Source organism: Streptomyces sp. NPDC007991 (genome assembly GCF_042958445.1).
Classification (GTDB): domain Bacteria; phylum Actinomycetota; class Actinomycetes; order Streptomycetales; family Streptomycetaceae; genus Streptomyces.
Map to the genome: position 1 here is coordinate 223,641 of NZ_JBIBJD010000011.1, position 23,386 is coordinate 247,026.

Below are 23,386 nucleotides of genomic sequence, written 5' to 3' on the forward strand. Positions count from 1 at the left end.
CCTACAACCTGAGGGGGACCCCGCTTCGGGACCTGCGGCCGATCCGCTGATGACGGCCCGGCTCATAGCGTTGAGCCCATGACCACACTCGTCTGCACCAGCGCGTCGAAGGCCGCTGCCCCAGCGGCGCAGACCCCTGCGTACCCGTCGTTCTCGTCGTACGTCAGGGCCCGCCGGCCGGTGCTGCTGCGTACCGCCCGCTCGCTCACCGGCAACCCGAGCGACGCGGAGGACCTGCTGCAGACCGCGCTCACCAAGACGTACGTCGCCTGGGAGCGTATCGAGGACCACCGCGCCCTCGACGGCTATGTGCGCCGGGCGCTGCTGAACACGCGGACGTCGCAGTGGCGCAAGCGCAAGGTCGACGAGTTCGCCTGCGAGGAGCTGCCCGAGCCGGAGCCGGTGTCCGGCGGTGACGACCCGGCCGAGCAGCAGGCGCTGCGCGACGCGATGTGGCGGGCGATCATGCGGCTGCCGGCCCGGCAGCGGGCGATGGTCGTCCTCAGGTACTACGAGGACCTCAGCGAGGTCCAGACGGCCCAGGTGCTCGGCGTCTCGGTGGGCACGGTGAAGTCGGCCGTCTCCCGCGCGATCAGCAAGCTCCGTGAGGACGCTGAGCTGGGGCTTGTGCGTAGTTGAGCGGATGTGTCGGTCTCACTGAGCGGATTGGTCGCGGGCCGTGAGGTGATCGATCGCCCGGTCCTAGTGACATACCACGCGGTATGTTCGCAGAATCAGCGCAACCCTTACCACCGCGTAGGCAATGTCGCCCGGGAGGACGCCGTGCTGAGCACCATGCAGGACGTACCGCTGCTGATCTCGAGGATCCTGACCCACGGGTCGACGATCCACGGGACGTCGCAGGTGACCACCTGGACCGGTGAGGACGAACCGCACCGCCGCTCCTACGCCGAGATCGGCGCCCGCGCGGCCCAGCTCGCCCACGCCCTGCGCGAGGACCTCGGCGTCTGCGGCGACGACCGGGTCGCGACCCTGATGTGGAACAACGCCGAGCATGTGGAGGCCTACTTCGCGATCCCCTCCATGGGCGCGGTCCTGCACACCCTGAACCTCCGGCTCCCGCCCGAGCAGCTGGCCTGGATCGTCGGCCACGCGGCCGACCGCGTGATCATCGCCAACGGCTCGCTGCTGCCGCTCCTCGCCCCGCTGCTCCCGCACCTGAAGACGGTCGAGCACGTCGTCGTCTCCGGCCCCGGGGACCGCTCCCTGCTCGCGGACGCGACCGCGCGGGTCCACGAGTACGACGACCTGATCGCCGGAAAGCCCACCGCGTATGACTGGCCGGAGCTGGACGAACGCCAGGCCGCCTCCATGTGCTACACCTCCGGCACCACCGGCGACCCCAAGGGCGTGGTCTACAGCCACCGCTCCATCTATCTGCACTCCATGCAGGTCAACATGGCCCAGTCGATGGGCTTGACCGACCAGGACACCTCGCTGGTCGTGGTGCCGCAGTTCCATGTGAACGCGTGGGGGCTGCCGCACGCGACCTTCATGACCGGCGTGAACCTGCTGATGCCGGACCGCTTCCTCCAGCCGGCCCCGCTCGCCGCGATGATCGAGGGCGAGAAGCCGACCCACGCCGCCGCCGTCCCGACCATCTGGCAGGGCCTGCTCGCCGAGCTGACCGCGCACCCCCGCGACGTCTCCTCCCTCACCCAGGTCACCATCGGCGGCTCGGCCTGCCCGCCGTCCCTCATGGAGGCCTTCGACAAGCTGGGCATGCGGGTCTGCCACGCCTGGGGCATGACGGAGACGTCCCCGCTCGGCACGATCGCCCGTCCCCCGGCCGCTGTCGTGGGCACGGACGAGGAGTTCGCCTACCGCCTCACCCAGGGCCGCTTCCCGGCCGGTGTCGAGGCCCGGCTGACCGGCCCGGGCGGCGAACGCCTCCCGTGGGACGGCGAGTCGGCCGGTGAGCTGGAGGTGCGCGGCCCGTGGATCGCGGGCGCCTACTACAACGGCCCGGGCGCCGACCCCCTGCGCCCCGCCGACAAGTTCAGCGAGGACGGCTGGCTCAAGACGGGCGACGTGGGCACGATCTCCCCCGACGGCTACCTCACCCTCACCGACCGGGCCAAGGACGTCATCAAGTCCGGCGGGGAGTGGATCTCGTCCGTGGAGCTGGAGAACGCGCTCATGTCCCACCCCGAGGTGGCCGAGGCGGCCGTCGTCGCCGTCCCCGACGAGAAGTGGGGCGAGCGCCCCCTGGCCACGGTCGTCCTCAAGGAGGGCGCCACCGCCACCTTCGAGACCCTGCGCGCCTTCCTCGCCGAGGAGGGCGGCATCGCCAAGTGGCAGCTCCCCGAGCGCTGGACGGTCATCGAGGCGGTGCCGAAGACGAGCGTCGGCAAGTTCGACAAGAAGGTGCTGCGCAGGCAGTACGCGGAGGGGGAGCTGGACATCACCCGGCTCTGAGCCCGCGGTACACCCGGGTGGCCTGGACCGCCGTCACCGTCGTACGGCGGTCAGCCCCCACCCCAGCACCAGCCACACGCCCGCCACCGCGCACACCCCGCCCCAGCCGAAGTCGCTGAAGGCGAACCCGGCGGCGGCCGAGGCGCCGGCGCCGCCTGCGAAACCGGCGACCACATAGGCGGTGTTGGCGGTGGCGGGGGTCGACGTGGCGGTCAGGGCGAGGGTCTGGTTGGCGACGTGGGACGCCACCAGCGCCGCGTGGATCAGCACCGCGGCGGCGAACAGCGCGCCCAGCGTGTGCCCGCCCAGCCAGAACAGCGGCACGGACACGGCGGCGAGCAGATACGCGGACCGCACGACACGCGCCGCGCCGAACCGGTCCACGAGCCCGCCGGCCGGCGGCGCCACCGCACTCGCCGTCAGCCCGAACAGTCCGAAGAGCCCGGCCGTCGCCGTGGACAGCCCGTACTCCGGCCCGGTCAGCAGCAGGGCCAGCGAGGTCCACAGCGCGCTCCACGCCCCGAACATCCCGGCCTGCCGCACGCAGGCGCGCCACAGGTCGGGTGAGTGGCGCAGCACCGAGGGCAGCGCGGCGAGCCCCGCGAACAGCGGGCCTTCGCGCCGCCGCTGCGACGGCAGGACGAGGGCGGTCGCGAGCCCCAGGACGAGGGTGAGCACGGCCGCGCCCGCGAACACCCACCGCCACCCGAAGGCCTGCCCGGCCAGTCCGCCCAGCACCCGGGCGGCGACGATGCCGGCGAACAGGCCGGCGATGACGGCCGCGACATGGCGCCCACGCCGCTCGGCCGGGGCGCGTTCGGCGACCAGCGGGACGAGCAACTGCGGGATGACGGTCGCGGCCGAGGCGACGAACATGGCGACCGCGAGGGCGGTGACCCCCGGGGCGGCCGCACTGGCGGCCAGCGCGGCAGCGGTGACGAGCGTGAGCCCGCCGACCAGCCGGCGCCGGTTCGCGCAGTCGCCGAGCGGGGCGAAGAACAGCAGGCCGACCGCGTAGCCGAGCTGCGCGACCGAGGCGATCCAGGCGATGGCCGAGGGCGCCGAGCCGAAGTCGTCGGCCATGAGCGAGAGCAGCGGAGCGGCGAGGTAGATGTTGGCGGCGGTGACCGCGCTGCACACCGCGATCAGGGTGAGGAAGAGACCGGGGGAGGGCGCGGGTGCCCCGCCGCTGGCGGCGGTGCCGGCCGGGCGGGACGTGGTCGGGGCTGTGGTGGCTGACGGCATGGGAGGAGGACTCCTTGGAGTCGGCTCTAACAACTAACTGGTTGGTTGGACAATGGGGCAACAGTGTGGGCCGCCCTGCGATTCCCTGTCAACCAACGCGTTGGTTACTCGGCGCGCTACCCTCTCCCCCATGGCAGTCAGGGACCCCGAGGCCACCAAGGCCCGGATCTTCGAGGCGGCGGTCGCCGAGTTCGCCCGGCACGGCATCGCCGGAGCCCGCATCGACCGCATCGCCGCCGAGGCGAAGGCCAACAAGCAGTTGATCTACGCCTACTTCGGCAACAAGGCGGAGCTCTTCGCGATCGTCCTCCAGAAGAAGATGCTCCACCTCGCCGAGGCCGTCCCCGTCGACCCGGACGACATCGAGGGCTGGGTCGACCGCCTCATGGACTACCACGCCGCCCACCCGGAACTGCTGCGCCTGCTCTTCTGGGAGGGCCTGGAGTACGGCAGCGACGAACTGCCCCACGAAGCCGACCGCCAGGAGCACTACACCCGCAAGGTCGCCACTCTCCAGGACGGCCAGGACCGCGGAGTCGTCACCGACGCCATCCCGGCGGCCGACCTGCTGTTCCTGCTGACGGCCCTGGCCAACTGGACCGTGGTCGTGCCGCAGATGCGGCGCATCCTGGTCGGGGTCGAGGATTCCGACGGGGAGCGCCTGCGCAGGTCGGTCAAGGAGGCGGCGCGGCGCCTGACCGCCCGATAGGGCACTCGGACAGGCCCCGGTCGGTCGGTCCCGGGCCCGGCTCGGTCGGTCCGGGTCAGTTGGTCCCGATCCGGGTCGGTCGGTCCGGGCCAGTCGGTCCCGGGCCCGGGCCGGTCGGTCCGGGTCAGTTGGTCCCGATCCGGGAGAGCAGCTCGACGATCCTGGTCTGCACCTCGCCGCTGGTGGACCGCTCCGCGAGGAACAGCACCGTTTCGCCGGAGGCCAGCCGCGGCAGGTCGGCCTGGTCGACGGCGGCCGTGTAGACGACGAGCGGGGTGCGGTTGAGCTGCCCGTTCGCCCGCAGCCAGTCCACGATCCCGGCCTGCCGCCGGTGCACCTGCATCAGGTCCATCACGACCAGGTTCGGCCGGAACTGCCCCGCCAGCGTCACCGCGTCGGCGTCACTCGCCGCCCGCGCGACCTGCATCCCGCGCCGCTCCAGCGTCGCCGTCAGCGCGAGCGCGATCTCCGCGTGTTCCTCGATCAGCAGCACGCGCGGCGGGTGCTGCTCACTGTCGCGCGGCGCCAGCGCCTTCAGCAGGACGGCGGGATCGGCACCGTACGCCGCGTCCCGCGAGGCCTGCCCGAGTCCGGCCGTGACCAGCACCGGCACCTCGGCGGCGACCGCGGCCTGCCGCAGCGACTGCAACGCCGTGCGCGTGATCGGCCCGGTCAGCGGGTCGACGAACAGCGCCGCGGGGAAGGCCGCGATCTGCGCGTCGACCTCCTCGCGCGAGTTCACGATCACGGGCCGGTAGCCGCGGTCGCTCAGCGCCTGCGAGGTGCTGACGTCCGGCGCGGGCCACACCAGCAGCCGCCGCGGGTTGTCCAGCGGCTCCGGCGGCAACTCGTCGTCCATCGGCTGCGGCCGCGGCGGATCGGCCACCTCGACGGCGCCGCCGGGCCCGTCCAGCGGCTCCGGCCCCTCGGCGGCGTTCTCGTCCGGCGCGCCTATGGCGTACGACCGTCCACCGCCCTCGGTCATCTGCGCGAGCCGCGACTGACCGGCGAGGGACGGCTGCGCCGGGACGGGCGCGGGGGCCGGGGCGGTGCCCGGCGTAGTGCCCTGTGCGGTGCCTTGTCCCGTGCCCTGCGCGGGAGTCGGCTCGGCGGCCGGATGCGGGCGCGCGGCGTGCTCCGGCCGGGGTGAGGGCTCCTGGCGGGAGGCCTGGTCGGTCCGGCCGGCCCCGTCCGTCCGCGTGGCCGGGTCGGGCGGCGTGCCGAGCTTGCGGCGCCGGCCCGATCCGCCCGACTGGTGCGGGGGCGGTGTCGCCGACGACTGGGGCACGGGCGCGCCCGGCCCCTGCGGTACGGAACCGGCCGGGGGACGCGCGCCGGGCATGCCCGACGGCTGCTGCACCTGGGCCGCCTGCCGGTTGAACGGCACACCCTGGCCCAGCGTCCGCACGCTGATCGCCCGCCCCTGCGTGGAATTCGGGTCGACGGGCGCGGCCGCCTCCGCGGGCAACGGCTGAGCCACTCGATGCGCCTGCGCCGCCGCGCCCTCCGGGGGCAACGGGGTGCCGGGGGCCGGGGTCGCTCCCTGGGTCTGGGCCTGGGCCGCGGGGGTGCCGTTCGGGGGTACGGGCCGGGTGGCGCCGTTGGGGGCCACGGACTGTGCCGCCTGTGCCGCTTGGGCCACGCCGTTCGGCGGTACGGACTGCGCCGACCCGTTCGGCGGTACGGCGACACCGGCCCCCGAGCTGTCGTCGGCGGCGGGCCAGTGCTGGGGCTGGGGGGCAGGGGTGCCTTGGGCCGGGGCTCCGGGGGCGGCGGTGCCCTGCGCCGGGGAGCCCTGCGCCGGGGTGCCCTGCGCCGGGGTGCCCTGTCCGGGGGCGGCCTCGGCGGGGAGCGGCTGACCGGCGGAGGGCTGCTGCGGCAGAGGCTGTGCGCCGAGGGGCTGGTTCGGGGACACCGGCTGAAGCGCCTGCCCCGGGAGGGCCGCGGCCTGCACGCTGTGCCCGAGACCGCCCGGGGCGGGGACGGACACGCCCTGCGGAGGTACGGCGACGCCCTGGGGCGGGAGCGCGGTGCCCTGCGGTTGGGGGACGTTCCCCTGGGGATGAACGGCGTTCCCCTGCGCCGGAACCGCCACGCCCTGCGGCGGCACGGCCGCGACATCCTGCTGCGCGGGAACCCCCCGCACGGCCCCGGCGGGCATGGGACCTTCCTGCCCGGAAGCCTGCTGCCCGGGGCTCTGCTGTCCGACACCCTGCACCGGCGAACCAGCCACCGCACCCGCCGTACCCGGCGCCTGCGCTCCGGCCCCATCGGCCGGCTGAGCCGCCACGGCCCGCCGCCGACGCCCGGTCGGCGCACTCGTGGGATGCGGCTGGGGCGGGGTGTGATCGCCGGACTGGTCGTGCGGGACGGCGTCGTGCCGCCCCTCCTCGGCCACCCCGGCACCGTCGGCATCGGCAGCCGAACCGTGAACCGCCACGCCCCCGCGCGCCTGGTCCGGCACCTGCCCCTGACCGGGCACACCACCTGGCGCGACTTGCTGCCCCGGGTCGGGCATCTGCCCCTGACCCGGCACACCACCTGGCGCGACTTGCTGCACCGGGCCGGGCACCTGCCCTTGACCCGGCACACCACCTGTCGCGACCTGCTGCCCCGGGCCGGCATGGCCGGCCGGCCCGACCGGGGCCTGATCCGCCTCGGCCGGCGGCAGGGCGAACACGGGACGCGGCCCCGACGCCTCCTGCGCAGCCGCCCGCTCGGCTGCGGCAGCCAGCGCCCGCCGCCGACGCCCGCCCGGCTGCGAAGCCTGACTCTGACCCGGCCCCTGTCCCTGTCCCTGTTCCTGGCTCTGGGGCGCATCGGCGGCCCCGGCGGCCGCTTCGCCGGACGGCGCGGGCAGCGCAGGCGGCAGCGCGTGCTGCTCACCGGGCTCACGCCGGGCCCGCCGACCGGAGGGCGCGGGCACGCCCTGCGGCGGCACGGTCCCGCCCAGCCCCGTACCCGAGGCGGCGGTCCCCGCCGCATGCTCCGCGGCCGTGACGACGGCCCCCTCGGCGACACCCTGGACGGCACCTCCGACAGGCAGGGCCGCCGCCGCACCGGAACCCTCGGCCGCACGCCGCCGGCGCCCGGTACCGCCCGACACGGCCGCACCCTCACCGGAAGCCTGCGCGGGAAGAGCAGCCGGTTCCCCGGCGGCCCGCCTCCGCCGCCGCCCGGTGGGCGCAGCCCCCTCGGCACCGGACCCAGGGGCACCACCAGGCCCCTCATCCTCAGCAGGAACGTCACCGTCCAGGAAGGCATCGGTGGTGGCCCGCCGAGCCCGGCGCCGCCCCCCACCGGACGTCTGCCCACCGGACGTCTGCCCACTGTCGTCAACGGCGTCGACCGCCTGGTCGGCCGCCTCCGCGGCGACGGCTCCGGCCCCGCCCCCGATCGGCACTTCGAGGACGTACGCGTTACCGCTCATCCCCGGCACCTCATGCGTCTGGAGCACGCCGCCGTGAGCCCGGACGATCCCGCGGACGATGGGCTCGTGCACGGTGTCGCCGCCGGCGTACGGCCCGCGCACCTCGATGCGTACGACCTCGCCGCGCTGCGCCGCCGCCACCACGACGGTGTTGTCCAGGTAACCGCCCGCCGACACAGGCGTGTTGCCGGTCGCGTCGACCCCCGCCACGTCCGCGACCAGATGCGCGAGGGCGGTGGCGAGCAGCCGGGAATCGACCTCGGCCTCGATGGGCGGCGCGTGCACGGCGAACTGCACCCGCCCGGGCCCGATGAGCTCGACGGCCCCGTCGACACCGGCGGCGACGACGGCGTCCAGCATGACCTTCGTACGGGAGATGCCCTCACCGCCCGCGTCGAGCCGCTGGTAGCCGAGGACGTTGTCGATGAGGGTGGTGATACGCGAATAGCCGGCGGACAGGTGGTGCAGCACCTGGTTGGCCTCGGGCCACAGCTGCCCGGCGTCGTCCGCCGCCAGCGCGGCCAGCTCGCGCCGCAGCTCCTCCAGCGGCCCGCGCAGCGACCGCCCGAGCAGCGTCAGCAGCTGCTCGTGCCGCGCGGCGAGCGCCTCGTACCGGTCCTTCTCCCGCTCCCCGAGGGCGGCGTACCGTTCCTCGTTCGCGCCGAGTTCCTCGGCGTGCCGCTCGCGCAGCTCCTCCAGCTCGGTGACGTGCTGCTGGCGCAGCGCGGTCAGCTCGGAGGCGTGCTCCTCGGCGATCCGCTCCAGCTCTTCCTCGTGGCGCTTCGCCGCCGTCTCCTTCTCCTCGACGACGGCGTCGTACGGCCGCCGGTCGGTGAAGGTCATCACGGCACCGACGAGCTGCTCGCCGTCGCGTACCGGCGCGGTCGTCAGATCGACCGGCACCTTGCCGCCGTCCTTGGCGTACAGCACCTGCCCGCGCACCCGGTGCTTGCGCCCGGAGCGCAGGGTGTCGGCGAGCGCCGAATCCTCGTACGGGAAGGGCGACCCGTCGGCACGCGAGTGCAGCACGAGCGTGTGCAGCTCACGCCCGCCGAGATCACTGGCCCGGTAACCCAGGATCTGAGCGGCGGCCGGATTGACGAGGACGATCCGCCCGTCGGTGTCGGTGCCGACGACGCCCTCGGACGCGGCCCGCAGGATCATCTCGGTCTGCCGCTGCGAGCGCGCCAGCTCGGCCTCGGTGTCCACGGTCCCGGACAGATCGCGCACGACGAGCATGAGCAGCTCGTCGCCGGTGTAGCCGTAACCGTCGTAGGCCTGCTGCCCGTTCTCCAGATTCGCACTGGTGACCTCGACGGGGAACTCCGTCCCGTCCGTCCTGCGCGCGATCATCCGGGTCGGCTTGGTCCGGGCATGCGGATCGAGGTGCTCCGGCCGCCGCATGGACCCGGGGATGAGCTTGGAGTCGAACTGCGGCAGCAGATCGAGCAGCCCGCGCCCCACCAGAGCGGTCCCCGGCGTCTCGAAGGCCTCCAGGGCGATGGTGTTCGCGTTGACGACCGTGCCATTGGCGTTGACCAGCACCAACGCGTCGGGGAGGGCGTCCAGTATGGCTGCGAGGCGAGCAGCGCCTCGGGATGGCCTGCTGCTCACGAGACGCTTCCTCCCTGTTACCGCACCTTGCCGACCGCTCGGGCCATCTTGCCAACCGTCCCGCAGCGTGTCACGCGAGGGAGTCTAAGGGCTGCGGTTGCGCTCGCGACGCCGGATGGGAGTGAGGTCGCCCGAGGAAGTGACCCCGAACTGACGTCCGAGTAACCGTCATACGCCCGCCCTCCTGCGACGACGTCGCGGGACCTTCGCGGGACCTTTACGTGGGCAGTGTTTCTGTACCTTTTCGCCCGGGTGGCCGAATGGGGCCATGAGGTGGCCGGATAGGGCGAGGAGGCGAGTGCGTCGCCACGGGCGCACTCGCCACGGGCCTCCCTCAGCCGCGCTTCCGGGACCCCATGTCCGGCAGCAGCGGCACGAGCCGGTCCCAGCGGGCGATTCCGCAGCCGTCACGGCGGTCGTACGTGGCGTCGACGGGCCGTCCGGCCCAGGTGCCGGTGACATGCGCGGTGGCCGGCCCGCCGTACTGCATGGTGCAGAAGCCGCCTTCCGGGGCGGGTGCGAAGACGTCCGTCCCCCACCGCGTGTCCCGCTCCAGCGCGGCACAGGCCCCGCGCGGGTCGGGATGACTGCCGCCGTCGGGCCCGCAGTACAGCTCGTACGTCCCGTCGAGCCCACTGCCCGCGTTCCGCACGGCGACGGTGAGATGGTCCCGGTCCGCGCCCTGGCCCCCGCCGGGCCGGACCGGGGACGGGCCCGCCTGGGCATACGCGGCGGCCGGGGACACCGCGGCCAGCGCCCCGAAGGCGGCGACGGAGGCGGCGGCACCGACGACGAGCCGCCGCAGACCGGGACGGGCGGTGGACGGGAAGTCACCGGGGGTCTGAGGGGTCCGGGACGCGTTTGCGGGGCCGTCCCGGCGAATGGCATGTGAGATCGACATGACCTGACTAACGCGGCGCGGCCCACTACGTTGCGCGCCGGTCGGCGGCGCCGCACGACTCCACCGCACACCCGCCCGCCCCCACACCCCCACAAGGCCTTTGCCCTGCGACCTTCCCGCCTAGTACCGTGGGGGTCGATTGGTGACAGCACGCTCGACTGTGTCATCATCGGCACGCACCGACTCGCGCTCGCGCGGGAGGATGTGCACTGGAGGCGTCGCCTAGTCCGGTCTATGGCGCCGCACTGCTAATGCGGTTTGGGTCTTAAAGCCCATCGAGGGTTCAAATCCCTCCGCCTCCGCACCTGATCACGAAGCCCCGGTCACCCGACCGGGGCTTCGCTGTCACCGCCCCCGTCACCGATACGCCTCTGAGGCCATTTCCGCAGGTCACAAGGGGTATGGCAAACGGATTTCACATGGCGACGGCAGTCATGTAATGTTCTTCCTGTCGCCGCGAGCGAGCCGGAAGGCCCGAGAGCGGCGAAAAAACAGAACAAGCACTCGTAGCTTAACGGATAGAGCATCTGACTACGGATCAGAAGGTTGCAGGTTCGAATCCTGCCGAGTGCACAGCAGACCAGAGGCCCTGTGGAGTGATCCACAGGGCCTCTGGCTTTTGCCTTGACGGCAGTGTTTGACGGCAACCGTCTGTGCGAGTCGATCAGACTGCTACCGGGACACCGGCCGGGCCGTCGTCATCGACCGGACCACCCGGAATGCTGTCCAGGCCGAGGCGTGGTCCGGTCTTCTAGATCGTGGATCTACGGTTCAGCTCAGGGCCTCACCGACCTCGTAGATCGTGGGCCTGTCTTCGGGCACTGGGCTGAGCATGGCGTCGATCAGTTCGCCCAGCTCGCCACCCACCTTCACGGGCCGACGCCTGCCGCTTGCCACTGCCCTTCTCTGCTCGGGGCGCGGTGCGTCGTCCGGATACTCGACGGCCCGCCAGCCCGTGGCGGAGATGAGCAGGGAGGCGCCGAGCGCGTAGATGTCGGCTTCCTGCGTAGGCTCCGCCTCTCCGGTCGCGAGCACGCTACGGGCGATCTCCGGCGCCTCGTAGTGGACGAGGCAGCCGCGGAAGGGGAAGTCGTACCCGTCGGGGACGCGTCCGCCGCGCGCCAAAGCCAGATCGATGAGGTGCGTCCGCTCCGGCCCGATGATGAAGTGTGCGGGCTGCACGTCGCCGTGGGCCCAGCCCTTGCCGTGCAGTTCGGCCAACGCCTCTACGCAGCCGAGGGCCACACCGGTATGCGGCTCCCTACGAGAGTCCGGCTCGCGACAGGGCTTCCACTGCTCGTAGAGGTCGGGCCCGTCGCGCCAAGGCTGGAAATTCCATGTGCCCCGCTCCCATTCGCCGTACGCGAAGTCATCGAAGCCGAGCCGGTACAGCACGGCCCCTTCGCGTGCGGGGGCGAGTGCCGTCCAGGGCTGGGCGGGCCAGTCGGCCGTGGACTCGATCGGGTAACCGACCTTCACGGCGTACTGCCCCCGATGGCTCTCGACCTCCCAGACCATCGAGCCCCGGCGGTTGACGACCAGGCGCTGAGTCTTGGGCATGAGTGCGTCGAGCACGACGATGGGCAGTTCGGGGGATGACCCGGACAACGTCTGTTCTCCTTCCAGGCAACGGGGCCGACCCCGCATCGAGGCCGGCCGCGTCGCCGTGTCGTGTCGTGTCGCTACGCCTGACCGTACGGACGGCCGCAGTCCGCGTCGCACTGCGCGAGGTTCGTGCTGTGGTGGAGCAAGCGGCCCGCGTACCGGTCGCAGAGAGCGGCGTACTCCTTCGTGTGCAGGATGGGCTCGTGCATCCCCGTTCGGGGCGACCGGTCTACTGGCCGATACCGAGGGCTATGCCGATCACCAGGCCACAGGACCCGCTGATCATGATGATGAACAGGACCCCCGCGTACCGGCCGATGGCGCGCATCACAGCCCGTCCCGGCTGTTGCCGTTCCTGATGGCAAGGCGGGCGCTCAGTTCCTCCCGCGCTGTCAGTGCCACCACGTCGTCCGGCCGAGCGTCCCACTCGACGCCGCCAGTGATGGGCCTTATCTGCACCCGGGCGCCGACCTCACCCATGACGACGCCGATTCGTCCACTGGCAGTGTCTTTCGCCAGTTCACCGATGCCTGGCCTGGTCTGCTGGTTGCTCGCCATGCGGACGAGCATCCCGTCGCCCACCAGGACGTCGGAACCACCGACAAACCCCACTTCGGGACGTCCCGCGTCGGGTAGAACGTCCCTATTGCCGTCCCCGAGTGTTAGGAGACATTGGGGTGCCGAACGAGAGGTTACGTGCTGCCATGGCGGTCGGCGGTTGGACGTATGCCGCCCTTGCGGACAAGGTCGAAGTCGATCCCAAGTCCGTTGAGCGATGGGTCAATCTGGGGCGTACGCCGCGCCGTGCCACGGCCATGCTGGCAGCGGAAATACTGGGAGAAGACGTGCACGCTCTATGGCCCGCGCTCCGGCAGGCTCGCCCTGCCCGCGCCGTCAGTCCGGAACTTGTGGCTCTCTACGACCAGCGGGCGGACCTCCCATATCCACCTTCGTGGACATGCTGACCCAGGCCCGTGAGCACATCGACGTGTTGGTGTACGCCGCCGTTTTCCTGCACGAGGCGTACCCGCGGCTCAATGACCTGTTGCGCGAGCGAGCTGCCGACGGTTGTGCGGTCCGCATCGCGATCGGCGATCCGGACCGTACGAACGTCCAACAGCGCGGCGCCGAAGAGAGGTTTGGTCACGGAATCGAGTCCCGCTGCCGACTTGCCCTCATGCACTATCGCCCGCTTGCCGGGGTATCCGGCATCGAAGTGCGGACCCATGCCACCACGCTCTACAACTCGATCTATCGTGCGGATGACCAGGCGCTGGTCAACGCCCATGTCTGGGGCGTGAACGCCTACGGTGCCCCTGTGTGGCACCTTCGGCGCAGCCGAAAGGGCGGCGTGTTCGACACCTACGCAAGCAGCTTTGATGCGGTGTGGGAGACCGCAACACCGGTAGGAGAAGGCTGACCATGGCAAGGACCGAGTACTACGACGACCCAGCGGCACCGGAGCCGAACAGCTTGGTGGTCGCCGCGTCCGCCGTGGTTACCGACGACGAAGGACGCGTGCTCCTGCAGCGCCGCCGAGACAACGATCTTTGGGCGCTACCTGGCGGCGGCATGGAGATGACCGAATCACTCCCAGGCACAGCCGTCCGCGAGGTGAAGGAAGAAACGGGCCTGGAGGTAGAGATCACCGGGCTCGTGGGCACGTACACCGATCCTCGCCACATCATCGCCTACTCGGACGGTGAGGTACGCAGGCAGTTCAACGTCTGCTTCACCGCACGTGTGGTCGGGGGCCGGCTTGCGATCTCGGAGGAGTCCACCGAGCTGCGATTCGTCCAGCCGGCGGAAGTTGCACAACTGCCGATGCATCACACGCAGCGGCTCCGAATCCGTCACTTCATGGAGCACCGTGAGCAGCCCTACCTCGGCTGATCGCAACCTGCGACATTTGATTCGCGTAGAGAGTCTGGGGCGCCGAACGGGTGCCCTGGGCTCCTTTCGGCCGAACTGACACGCGGGGATACGTCTGACCTGTCTCCGAAGGAGAAGTCCATGACCGTCACGCTCGACCGACCTGCGAGCACCGCACACGGGACCCGAAGGAACTCCTCAACGCCGTCCAGCCCAACATCAAGCACCTGACGCTCAACGTACTGGACAGCGGCATGACCCTCTGGGACCGCGAGGTCGCCCTTCACACGCGTCTCACGGACGGGCAGAGAGAAGGCGGCCGGACGGTGACGCGCCGGGCTCCCAAGGGCTCCACAAGGACCACACGGAAGGCCAGGAAGCCCTTCATTGTCGTACGGCAGGGAAGTACAGCAACTCCAGCAAGCGGCCCCGGTCACTCTGGGGCCTCTGGCGTTTCTCCGGCTCGATGGGCGCCCGTCATCCGCGGCCGTTCGGGGGACGTCCGGCTCGCCTCCGGCGCTTTCCCGCCCCGCATGGGCATCCCTTGAGGCAACGAAAGGGAGACATGATGCCGCTCTACCTGTCGAGGTTCAGCTACACCCCGGAGACGTGGGCGAGACTGATCGATCGGCCGGAGGACCGGGCCCAGGCCGCTCGGTCGTACATCGAGTCCGTCGGCGGGAAGCTCCATGGCTTCTGGTACGCCTTCGGCACGCACGACGGGTACAACCTGTGGGAGGCCCCGGACAACGTGTCCATGGCCGCGGTTGCCCTGGCGATCAGCGGAGGCGGGGCACTGCGTTCGTTCGAGACGACGGTTCTCCTGACCGTCGACGAGACGATCGAGGCCCTGCGCGCGGCCGAGCAGGTCCAGTACCGGGCTCCTGGCGCGTAACAGAAGGCCTCGGCTCAGACCTTCTCCACGCTCACCCGGCGATGCTCGGCGGTGAGCAGCCCGATGTCCTCCGAGTCGGACGTCAGGATCGTCACCCTGCCGGGACGCTGTAGGGCGGTCGTGCACTGCATCGCGTCGATGGCGTACGTGTGGCCGTGCAGGTCCGCCGTGCGCAGCATGGCGGCGGCGGAGTGCGCGATGGACTTGGTCGGCCTTCGCCAGGCCTTCGCTGTCGAGGACCAGGGCACACCAGTCATGTCGCCGCGCCGGCGTCGGAAGAGCCGCCGGTCAGCCGGGTGCGCTTGGCGGCCACGGCCTCCGGGTCGGCCGGGCCGTGCTTCCGGTCGAAGTCCGCGAGCAGTTCGTCGCGGTTGTCCCGCTCGGTCTGCCGCTGCGCGGCCCTCTCCAGGTACGCCGAGACGGCCCGCTTGCCGACCCCTCACGGATCGCCCGCAGCGTTCCGGAGGCCAGGGTGATCGAGATACCGCTGGTGGGGTATCTGCCCTGGTCGGCGTTCAGTCGGCGCGGCAGTGTTCCTCCAAGTAGTTCGCCGCCAAGCCGCTCGCGCGGGTGAACCAGTCGTTCAGGACTGCGATTTCGTCGGTGGAGTAGTCCGCGAAGAGTTTCCTGAGGCGGGCGTAGTACGGCTCGTAGACCTCTCGGACGCGGGCGACCGCGTCGGGCTGGGCGGCTACGCGGATGCGGCGGCGGTCGGTCGGGTCGGGGCGGCGGGTGATGTAGCCGGTGCGTTCCAGGCGGTTGAGGATGCCGGTGACCGCGCCTGTCGTGACGTGGACGCGGGCCGCCAGGTCGCCGGCCGTGGGCAGGTTCTCACCGGCCTCGATGACGTAGGCGAAGCAGGTGAGGTCGGTCACACTCAGCCCCACCTGCTGGGCGATCTCGTGCTGTCCGACCAGGTGGGTCGCGATGAGGTGGTCCATCGCCGAAAGCGCCTGCTCCGGTGTGGCGGCCGGACGCGGCTTGGCTTGCATTCCCAGATCCCTTAGTCCGTGAGATGTTTGGGCTTTAAAAGGCTTAGTTGGTGAGGGGTTCGGGGCGCGGGTTCCCCGGGTCTCGGTGTGTAAGGGGGCAGTGGATGAGCGCACATCAGTATGACCACGGGCATACCGTCGCGGGATGGGTCGGAACCGGGATCGGGAGTGTCGGGGCCGTCGCGGCGGGGGCGGGGGTGTGTTTCGGCTCCGGTGTGCTGATCGCCGGGGGGCTAGCCATCGGGGTGGTCGGGCTGCTGGTCACCTGGGCGCTGCATCTGGCCGGCTGGGGGAAGGGGCCGGGGACCCGGCCCCGGGCGGAGTGGGGCTGGCGGGTGCGGGACTCGGGGGCGCGGGCCGGGCATGCCGGGTGCCTCGGGTGCCGGCTGGCCGGGCGGGGGCGGACGGCGCAGGTGGCCGGGCGCCTTGTCGTACGCGGTGACGCGAGTGCGGACGGGGAGAGCGAACCCGCTGCCGTGGGGGCCGACTCCGGGCGCTGAATCGGACGCTGTCGCTCGCCCGACGCCGTTGTCAGTGGTGGGCTCTAGTCTCGGCAGAGATGGCACAGGCATGGAGGTGCTCGGGGCTGCGGTGGTCCGCCGGCGGTCCCGTGCTGGTGTGGGACGGTGGCCGGCGCAGTGCGCTGACCTGGGGGAAACACGTGGCCTTCGGGGTCGCGGAAGGGGGCGTGCGGACATGCGTGGGGGCTCGGGGGAATGCCTGTCCGACGGGGGCGGCCGTGTCGGCGCGGAGTACGGGGGCGCGGTGCGAGGAGTGCGCGCGGCTGGACCGGGCGCACTCCGTGGCCGCCGACACGATCGCGGACGACCCGCGGCCGTACCACGTATATCTGGCCTGGTTCGGGCCCGGCATGGTCAAGGTCGGGATCACGGCCGAAGAGCGGGGCTCGGCGCGGCTGCTGGAACAGGGGGCCGTCTGCTTCAGCTGGCTCGGTGTCGGACCGCTCATGGCCGCCCGGCGTACGGAGGAGCTGTTGCGGGCCGCCTTGGGGGTGCCCGACCGGATTCCCTACGTCGAGAAGCGGGCCGTACGGGCCGTGCTGCCGGAGGCGGCGGCTGACCGGGCCGTCGAGGTCGCCGAGCTGCATGCGCGGGCCGTGGCGCTTCCCGCGTGGCCGGAGTCGCTCGTGCGGGAGCCGCTGCGCGTTGTCGATCACACGGAGGTGTTCGGGCTCGCCGGGCTGCCCGCCGCCGTCGGGGAGGTGGGCGAGCTCGTCGCCGGCGGGGTCGTGAGCGGGGAGCTCGTGGCTGCCGCCGGGCCCGATCTGCATCTGGCGACCGGGGGCGGGGTCGTCGTACTGGATACGCGGCTGATGCGCGGGTGGGGGCTGGTGCCCGCCGGAGGTGCGGAACTGACCGTGCCGGTGCGGGCGTTCAAGGAGGAGGTGGAGGCAGGGGTGCAGGACGGGTTGTTCTGACCACGTCCGGCCGCCGCGAAGCCACCGCCGGCGCCCAGGGGGAACCGTGCCGCCGAGAGCTCATGAACCTTTCCGGCATTCCCAGGCGTTCCCTGAGAAGCGCCTGTGTGTTTCTCAGGGAAATCACAGGCTGCCGAAAGGGCGCTCTCAGAGCACGCCCACATCGTGTTCACCATGACCACGACCTCGCCCCAGGGGCGCACCGAACTGCTGAGGCCGGACGGGAGCCCGGTCCGAGTGCTTGTGGTGGACGACGAGATGTCGATCACCGAGCTGCTGTCCATGGCCCTGCGCTACGAGGGATGGCAGATCCGGAGCGCCGGTGACGGCACGGGCGCCCTCCAGACCGCGCGCGACTTCCGGCCCGACGCCGTCGTGCTCGACATGATGCTGCCCGACATGGACGGGCTGGCCGTGCTCGGGCGGCTGCGCCGTGAACTGCCCGACGTGCCGGTGCTCTTCCTCACCGCCAAGGACGCGGTCGAGGACCGGATCGCCGGGCTGACGGCCGGCGGGGACGACTACGTCACCAAGCCGTTCAGCCTCGAAGAGGTGGTCGCGAGGCTGCGCGGGCTGATCCGGCGGTCCGGTGCCGCCGACCGCCGCTCCGACTCCACGCTGGTCGTCGGCGACCTCACCCTCGACGAGGACAGTCACGAGGTGACCCGGGCCGGTGAGAACATCCACCTGACCGCGACCGAGTTCGAGCTGCTGCGGTTCCTGATGCGCAATCCGCGGCGCGTGCTCAGCAAGGCGCAGATCCTCGACCGCGTGTGGTCGTACGACTTCGGCGGGCAGGCCAATGTCGTCGAGCTGTACATCTCGTATCTGCGGCGGAAGATCGACGCGGGGCGGGAGCCGATGATCCACACCCGGCGTGGTGCCGGTTACCTGATCAAGCCCGCGGTTTCATGAGCGGGCGGCGACGGCCGGGTACGCAGCGGAGGGTGGGCAAGCCGCGCACGCTGCGGTCGCGGCTCGTCGTCGCGTCCGTGGTGCTGATCGCCGTGGTGTGCGCGGTGATCGGGACGGTGACGACCCTCGCCCTCAGGTCGCATCTGTACGAGCAGTTGAACGGGCAGGTCGCCGACGCGGGCAAGCGTCTGTCGGGACCCATGAAACCAGGGGCCGACGACGACTCCGGCCCGATGGACAGGCTCACCGGCTTCGTCCGGGGACCGGCCCAGCCGGGGACCATCGCCGCCGAGGCCGGTGCCGACGGCACGGTCACCCGGGCGTTCCTCGCCAAGGAGGCCTCCTCCAGCGAGATCGGCCCGTTCCAGCGGAACTCGGCCGTCAGCCTCACCGGCGAGCAGAAGGCCGCCCTCACCGGCGTGCCCACCAGTGGCATGCACACCGTCGACATCCCCGGCCTCGGGGAGTACCGCGTGCAGTTCGTCCCCGGGACCGACGCAGGCAGCTACTACGTCGCCCTGCCCACCGAGTCGGTCACCACCACGATCAACACCCTCATCCTGGTCGAGGTGAGCGTCACCGGCGCGGGTCTGGTCGCCGCCGCCATCGCCGGTTCCGTCCTCATCGGCGTCGCCACCCGCCCCCTCCGCCGCGTCGCCGCCACCGCCACCCGGGTCTCCGAACTGCCCCTGCACTCCGGTGAGGTGAACCTCAGCGAGCGCGTCCCCGACTCGGAGACGGATCCGCACACCGAGGTCGGCCGGGTCGGGGCCGCGCTCAACCGGATGCTCGACCACGTCCACGGCGCCCTGCACGCACGGCAGCAGAGCGAGACACGGGTCAGGCAGTTCGTCGCCGACGCCAGTCACGAGCTGCGCACCCCGCTCGCCTCCATCCGCGGGTACGCCGAGCTGACCCGGCGCGGCAGAGAGGCCGTCGGGCCCGACACCCGGCACGCCCTCGGGCGGATCGAGTCCGAGGCCGGGCGGATGACCCTGCTCGTCGAGGACCTGCTGCTGCTCGCCCGGCTGGACGCCGGGCGGCCGTTGCGGTTCGAGCAGACCGACCTCGTACCGCTCGTGGTGGACACCGTCAGCGACGCCCGTGCGGCCGGCCAGGACCACAACTGGCGGCTCGACCTGCCCGACGAGCCCGCGCTCGTGTCGGCGGACGCGGCCCGGCTCCAGCAGGTCCTCGTCAACCTGCTGGGCAACGCCCGCACCCACACCCCGCCCGGTACGACCGTCACCGCCCGCGTCCAGCGGCGCGGCCCCTGGCTGTGCGTGGACGTCGAGGACGACGGGCAGGGCATCCCCGCCGCGTTGCTGCCGCACGTCTTCGAACGGTTCGCTCGCGGCGACTCCGCGCGCTCCCGCGCCACCGGCTCGACCGGGCTCGGCCTCGCCATCGTGCAGGCCGTGGCGAGCGCGCACGGCGGTGCCGTGACCGTCGACAGCGTGCCCGGGCGGACCGTGTTCACGGTGCACCTGCCCGCGCTGCCGGCCCCACCGCGGCAGGAAATGAGCCGGCCGCAGCACTCACAGGCACGCCACAGCGTCACCACACGGGCGGGACAGGGCGTCTGACGAAAGTCGGTTCCATGCGAACCGACTCTTCTCCCGGCACCCTGCCGGCGCGGGAGCACCTCCCGGCCGCACCAGCCGGTACGCCTGTCCTGGACGTAGTGATCCCCGTCTACAACGAGGAGAAGGACCTCCGGCCGTGCGTCCGCAGACTGCACGAGCACCTCGCCCGCACGTTCCCGTACGCGTTCCGCATCACGATCGCGGACAACGCCTCGACGGACACCACCCCGCAGGTGGCGGCACGGCTGGCGGCGGAGATCCCCGAGGTCACCACCTTCCGACTGGAGCAGAAGGGCCGCGGCCGGGCCCTGCGGGCCGTCTGGTCGGCCTCGGACGCCCCCGTCCTCGCCTACATGGACGTGGACCTGTCCACCGACCTCAACGCCCTGCTCCCGCTGGTGGCGCCGCTGATCTCCGGCCACTCGGACCTCGCGATCGGCTCCCGGCTGGCCCGGGCCTCGCGCGTGGTGCGCGGCCCCAAGCGGGAGTTCATCAGCCGCGTCTACAACCTCATCCTGCGCGGCTCGCTCCAGGCCCGCTTCTCGGACGCCCAGTGCGGGTTCAAGGCGATACGCCGTGAGGTGGCGCAGGTGCTGCTGCCGCTGATCGAGGACACCGGCTGGTTCTTCGACACCGAGATGCTGGTGCTCGCCGAGCGCGCGGGCCTGAGGATCCACGAGGTGCCGGTCGACTGGGTCGACGACCCCGACTCGACCGTGCACATCGTCAGGACGGCGACCGACGACCTCAAGGGCGTGTGGCGGGTCGGCAGAGCCCTGGCCACCGGTTCGCTGCCGCTGGACCGGCTCGCCCGGCCGTTCGGCGACGACCCGCGTGACCGTGAGATCAAGGACGTACCGCGGGGCCTGGCCCGCCAGGTGGTCGGTTTCTGCGTGGTCGGCGGCCTCTCCACCCTCTTCTACCTGCTCCTCTACAGCGGCTTCCGCGTCTTCACCGGCTCCCAGGCCGCCAACGCCCTCGCCCTGCTGGTCTCGGCGGTCGCCAACACCGCCGCGAACCGGCGGCTCACCTTCGGGGTGCGCGGGCGCGGCGGGGCCGTACGGCACCAGGCGCAGGGCCTGGTCGTCTTCGGCATAGGGCTTTCCCTGACCAGCGGCTCGCTCGCGGCCCTGGACGCGGCCACGTCCGAGCCCGCGCACTCCACCGAACTGGCGGTCCTCATCGCCGCCAACCTCGCGGCGACCGTGCTGCGCTTCCTGCTCTTCCGGGCGTGGGTGTTCCCGGACCGGCACGACGGCGAGACGACGGTGGCCGCCTCGTACCCCACCGACCGGTTCCCCACCGACCGGTTCCCCACCGACCGGTTCCGCGCCGGCGAAGCCGCGGACGGCACATGGCTGGACGCCACCCAGGACCACACCCAGGACCACACCTGGCAGGGCACCACCCGGCAGGACGCCACCGTGCAACTGCTGCCGGTGCGGCGCCCCCACGACACCGATGCGAGGGACTTCCGATGACCGTCCACTACGACCAGCAGCTCACCGGCAGAGGCCAGAGCCCCGACGCCGGGTCCGGGACCACCCCTCGCCCCCCTGCCCCCGCACCGGCCCCCGGCGCCGGTGAACCCAAGCGCCCCCTGCCCCATCGGCTGTGGCGAGGCAGGCCCGAGGACCCCCGCTGGGCCCGCCCGGCCTTCCTCGCCCTGCTCTTGGCGACCGCCCTGCTCTACCTGTACAACCTGAGCGCCTCCGGCTACGCCAACTCCTTCTACTCGGCGGCCGTCCAGGCCGGCAGCCAGTCCTGGAAGGCGTTCTTCTTCGGCTCGCTGGACGCCGCCAACGCCATCACCGTCGACAAGCCCCCGGCCGCGCTGTGGCCGATGGCCCTGTCCGTGCGGCTGTTCGGCCTCAGCTCCTGGGCGATCCTGGTCCCCGAGGTCCTCATGGCCGTCGGCACGGTGGCCGTCGTCTACGCCGCCGTACGCCGCCGGTTCAGCCCCGCGGCCGGTCTGATCGCGGGCGCGGTGCTGGCGCTCACCCCCGTCGCCGCGCTGATGTTCCGCTTCAACAACCCGGACGCGATGCTGGCCCTGCTGATGGCGCTGGCCTGCTACCTCGTCATCCGGGCCCTGGAGGACGGCCGTACCTGGTGGCTGGTGTGGGCCGGTGTGGCCATCGGCTTCGCGTTCCTCGCCAAGACCCTCCAGGCCTTCCTGATCCTGCCGCCGCTGGCCCTCGTCCACGGGGTGTGCGCACCGGTGCCGGTGAAGAAGCGCCTCGGGCAACTGGCCGCCGCCACGGTCGCGTTGGTCGTCTCCGGCGGCTGGTGGGTCGCGATCGTCGAGCTGTGGCCCGCCTCCTCCCGCCCGTACATCGGCGGCTCGCAGAACAACAGCTTCCTGGAACTGACCTTCGGCTACAACGGCCTGGGCCGCCTCAGCGGGGACGAGACCGGCAGCGTCGGAGGCGGCGGTGGCGGCGGCAACGCCGGTGGCAACTGGGGAGAGACCGGCTGGGACCGCCTGTTCGGCTCCAGCATCGGCGGCCAGATCTCCTGGCTGATCCCGGCCGCGCTGATCCTGCTCGTGGCGGGCCTGGTGGCCACCGGCAGGGCACGGCGTACGTCGGTGACGCGCGGCGCGTTCCTCGTCTGGGGCGGCGCGCTGCTCACGACCATGCTGGTCTTCAGCTACATGCAGGGCATCTTCCACGAGTACTACACGGTGGCGCTCGCCCCCTACATCGCGCCGCTGATCGGCATGGGCTCGGCGCTGCTCTGGGAGAAGCGGGACAAGGCGTGGGCGTCGCTGACCCTGGCGGCGGCGATGACGGCCACCGCGGCCTGGGGTTACGTCCTGCTCAACCGCTCCTCCGACTACCTGCCCTGGCTGAAGTGGCTCGTCCTGGTCGGCGGCCTGACAGCGGCCCTCGGCCTGGTCTTCGCCGGCCGGCTGGGACGTGGACTGGCCCTGGGAGCGGCCGGGCTGGGCCTGGTCGCGGCGCTGGCCGGTCCGGCGGCGTACACGCTCACCACGGTGAACGAGGGACACACGGGCTCGATCGTCACGGCGGGCCCGGCGGTCGCGGGCGGCCGGGGCGGTCCGGGCGGCGGTGGCGGGTTCCCGGGCGGTGACGGTTTCCCGGGCGGCGGCCGGAACCAGCAGAACGGCACCGGCAACGGCAACGGCACCGGCAACGCCCAGGGCGGGCAGGGCAACGGCTTCCCCGGCGGCGGCTTCCCGGGAGGAGGCCCGAACCAGCAGGGCCAGAACACCACCCCCGGAGGCCGGACCGGCGACGGCGGCCGGATGGGCGGCATGGGCGGCGGCATCGGCGGTCTGCTCAACGGCGCGAGCGTCGGCTCCGAGGCCAAGAAGCTGCTGACGACGGACGCCGACCAGTACACCTGGGCGGCGGCGGCCATCGGCGCCCAGAACGCCGCGAGTTACCAGCTGTCCACCGGCGAGCCGGTGATGGCCATCGGCGGCTTCAACGGCACGGACCCGTCCCCGACCCTGGCCCAGTTCAAGGCGTACGTGGCGGAAGGAAAGATCCACTACTTCATCGCGTCCGGCGCGGGCGGCGGCATGCGCGGCGGCAGCGACGGCACGTCCTCGCAGATCACGTCCTGGGTCGAGGCCAACTTCAAGAAGGTCACGGCCGGTTCGGCCACCTTCTACGACCTCACGCGGGAGCCGGGTAACTGACCGTCCCTGACCGGCAGAAGGGCGGTGGCCGAAAGCCACCGCCCTTTCTCTGCCGGCCCGAATACTCGGTTGTAC

18 protein-coding genes, 2 tRNA genes and 1 pseudogene are annotated in these 23,386 nt (G+C 71.9%); 14 read left to right on the top strand and 7 right to left on the bottom strand.

What is annotated here, in order from left to right; translation table 11 throughout:
• The first annotated feature begins 78 nt into the window (after positions 1–78).
• Positions 79–639: a SigE family RNA polymerase sigma factor gene (locus ACFZDA_RS30235; RefSeq protein ID WP_391087751.1), complete on the top strand. Its 561-nt coding sequence runs from the start codon at positions 79–81 to the stop codon at positions 637–639.
• A gap of 156 nt (positions 640–795) precedes the next feature.
• On the top strand, positions 796–2,439 hold the full coding sequence (locus ACFZDA_RS30240) for a long-chain-fatty-acid--CoA ligase (protein ID WP_391088109.1): 1,644 nt from the start codon (positions 796–798) through the stop codon (positions 2,437–2,439).
• 33 nt (positions 2,440–2,472) lie between these two features.
• On the opposite strand, the gene ACFZDA_RS30245 is transcribed toward ACFZDA_RS30240, so the two are convergent.
• Positions 2,473–3,684, bottom strand: coding sequence for an MFS transporter (locus ACFZDA_RS30245; protein WP_391087754.1), 1,212 nt, complete (start codon positions 3,682–3,684; stop codon positions 2,473–2,475).
• Positions 3,685–3,814: 130 nt separating this feature from the next.
• On the opposite strand from ACFZDA_RS30245, the gene ACFZDA_RS30250 reads away from it, so the two are divergent.
• Positions 3,815–4,393 (top strand): TetR family transcriptional regulator, encoded by a 579-nt coding sequence (locus ACFZDA_RS30250; protein ID WP_391087757.1) that lies wholly within the window; start codon positions 3,815–3,817, stop codon positions 4,391–4,393.
• Between the two features lie 124 nt (positions 4,394–4,517).
• Here ACFZDA_RS30250 and ACFZDA_RS30255 read toward each other — a convergent pair whose 3' ends face one another.
• Positions 4,518–9,437 carry a PAS domain-containing protein gene (locus tag ACFZDA_RS30255; RefSeq protein WP_391087761.1) on the bottom strand — a complete coding sequence of 1,640 codons (4,920 nt, stop codon included), beginning with the start codon at positions 9,435–9,437 and terminating at the stop codon, positions 4,518–4,520.
• Between the two features lie 334 nt (positions 9,438–9,771).
• Positions 9,772–10,338, bottom strand: coding sequence for an SSI family serine proteinase inhibitor (locus tag ACFZDA_RS30260; RefSeq protein WP_391087764.1), 567 nt, complete (start codon positions 10,336–10,338; stop codon positions 9,772–9,774).
• A gap of 211 nt (positions 10,339–10,549) precedes the next feature.
• Between ACFZDA_RS30260 and ACFZDA_RS30265 the strand changes: the two genes are divergently transcribed.
• Positions 10,550–10,640: transfer RNA gene (locus tag ACFZDA_RS30265), tRNA-Ser, on the top strand.
• A 198-nt stretch (positions 10,641–10,838) separates the two neighbouring features.
• A tRNA-Arg gene (locus tag ACFZDA_RS30270) sits at positions 10,839–10,911 on the top strand.
• A gap of 198 nt (positions 10,912–11,109) precedes the next feature.
• Here ACFZDA_RS30270 and ACFZDA_RS30275 read toward each other — a convergent pair.
• On the bottom strand, positions 11,110–11,946 hold the full coding sequence (locus ACFZDA_RS30275; RefSeq protein ID WP_391087767.1) for a protein kinase: 837 nt from the start codon (positions 11,944–11,946) through the stop codon (positions 11,110–11,112).
• 324 nt (positions 11,947–12,270) lie between these two features.
• The gene (locus ACFZDA_RS30280) at positions 12,271–12,513 is read right to left on the bottom strand and encodes a hypothetical protein (RefSeq protein ID WP_391088112.1); all 243 of its coding nucleotides are present in this window, start codon (positions 12,511–12,513) and stop codon (positions 12,271–12,273) included.
• Between the two features lie 134 nt (positions 12,514–12,647).
• On the opposite strand from ACFZDA_RS30280, the pseudogene ACFZDA_RS30285 reads away from it, so the two are divergent.
• From ACFZDA_RS30285 to ACFZDA_RS30295, 3 genes and pseudogenes are all read left to right on the top strand, one after another.
• Positions 12,648–13,363: pseudogene (locus ACFZDA_RS30285) on the top strand (XRE family transcriptional regulator).
• A gap of 2 nt (positions 13,364–13,365) precedes the next feature.
• The gene (locus ACFZDA_RS30290; protein WP_391087770.1) at positions 13,366–13,836 is read left to right on the top strand and encodes an NUDIX domain-containing protein; all 471 of its coding nucleotides are present in this window, start codon (positions 13,366–13,368) and stop codon (positions 13,834–13,836) included.
• A 547-nt stretch (positions 13,837–14,383) separates the two neighbouring features.
• Positions 14,384–14,710 (top strand): GYD domain-containing protein, encoded by a 327-nt coding sequence (locus tag ACFZDA_RS30295; protein ID WP_391088115.1) that lies wholly within the window; start codon positions 14,384–14,386, stop codon positions 14,708–14,710.
• Positions 14,711–14,724: 14 nt separating this feature from the next.
• Here ACFZDA_RS30295 and ACFZDA_RS30300 read toward each other — a convergent pair whose 3' ends face one another.
• Positions 14,725–14,967, bottom strand: coding sequence for a hypothetical protein (locus ACFZDA_RS30300; RefSeq protein WP_391087773.1), 243 nt, complete (start codon positions 14,965–14,967; stop codon positions 14,725–14,727).
• A gap of 258 nt (positions 14,968–15,225) precedes the next feature.
• Positions 15,226–15,702 (bottom strand): MarR family transcriptional regulator, encoded by a 477-nt coding sequence (locus ACFZDA_RS30305; RefSeq protein WP_391087776.1) that lies wholly within the window; start codon positions 15,700–15,702, stop codon positions 15,226–15,228.
• Positions 15,703–15,806: 104 nt separating this feature from the next.
• Between ACFZDA_RS30305 and ACFZDA_RS30310 the strand changes: the two genes are divergently transcribed.
• From ACFZDA_RS30310 to ACFZDA_RS30335, 6 genes are all read left to right on the top strand, one after another.
• Positions 15,807–16,202: an HGxxPAAW family protein gene (locus ACFZDA_RS30310; protein ID WP_391087779.1), complete on the top strand. Its 396-nt coding sequence runs from the start codon at positions 15,807–15,809 to the stop codon at positions 16,200–16,202.
• A 59-nt stretch (positions 16,203–16,261) separates the two neighbouring features.
• Positions 16,262–17,140, top strand: a complete 879-nt coding sequence (locus ACFZDA_RS30315; RefSeq protein ID WP_391087782.1) for a DUF2797 domain-containing protein — start codon at positions 16,262–16,264, stop codon at positions 17,138–17,140.
• A gap of 174 nt (positions 17,141–17,314) precedes the next feature.
• Positions 17,315–18,055 (top strand): response regulator transcription factor, encoded by a 741-nt coding sequence (locus tag ACFZDA_RS30320; RefSeq protein WP_306965605.1) that lies wholly within the window; start codon positions 17,315–17,317, stop codon positions 18,053–18,055.
• Entirely contained in the window at positions 18,052–19,641 is a 1,590-nt protein-coding gene (locus tag ACFZDA_RS30325) for an ATP-binding protein (RefSeq protein WP_391087787.1), read from the top strand. Before ACFZDA_RS30320 ends, ACFZDA_RS30325 begins: the two co-directional genes overlap by 4 nt.
• Positions 19,642–19,655: 14 nt before the next feature.
• Entirely contained in the window at positions 19,656–21,122 is a 1,467-nt protein-coding gene (locus tag ACFZDA_RS30330) for a glycosyltransferase (RefSeq protein ID WP_391087790.1), read from the top strand.
• Positions 21,119–23,311 (top strand): glycosyltransferase family 39 protein, encoded by a 2,193-nt coding sequence (locus tag ACFZDA_RS30335; RefSeq protein ID WP_391087793.1) that lies wholly within the window; start codon positions 21,119–21,121, stop codon positions 23,309–23,311. Before ACFZDA_RS30330 ends, ACFZDA_RS30335 begins: the two co-directional genes overlap by 4 nt.
• The last annotated feature ends 75 nt before the right edge of the window (positions 23,312–23,386 follow it).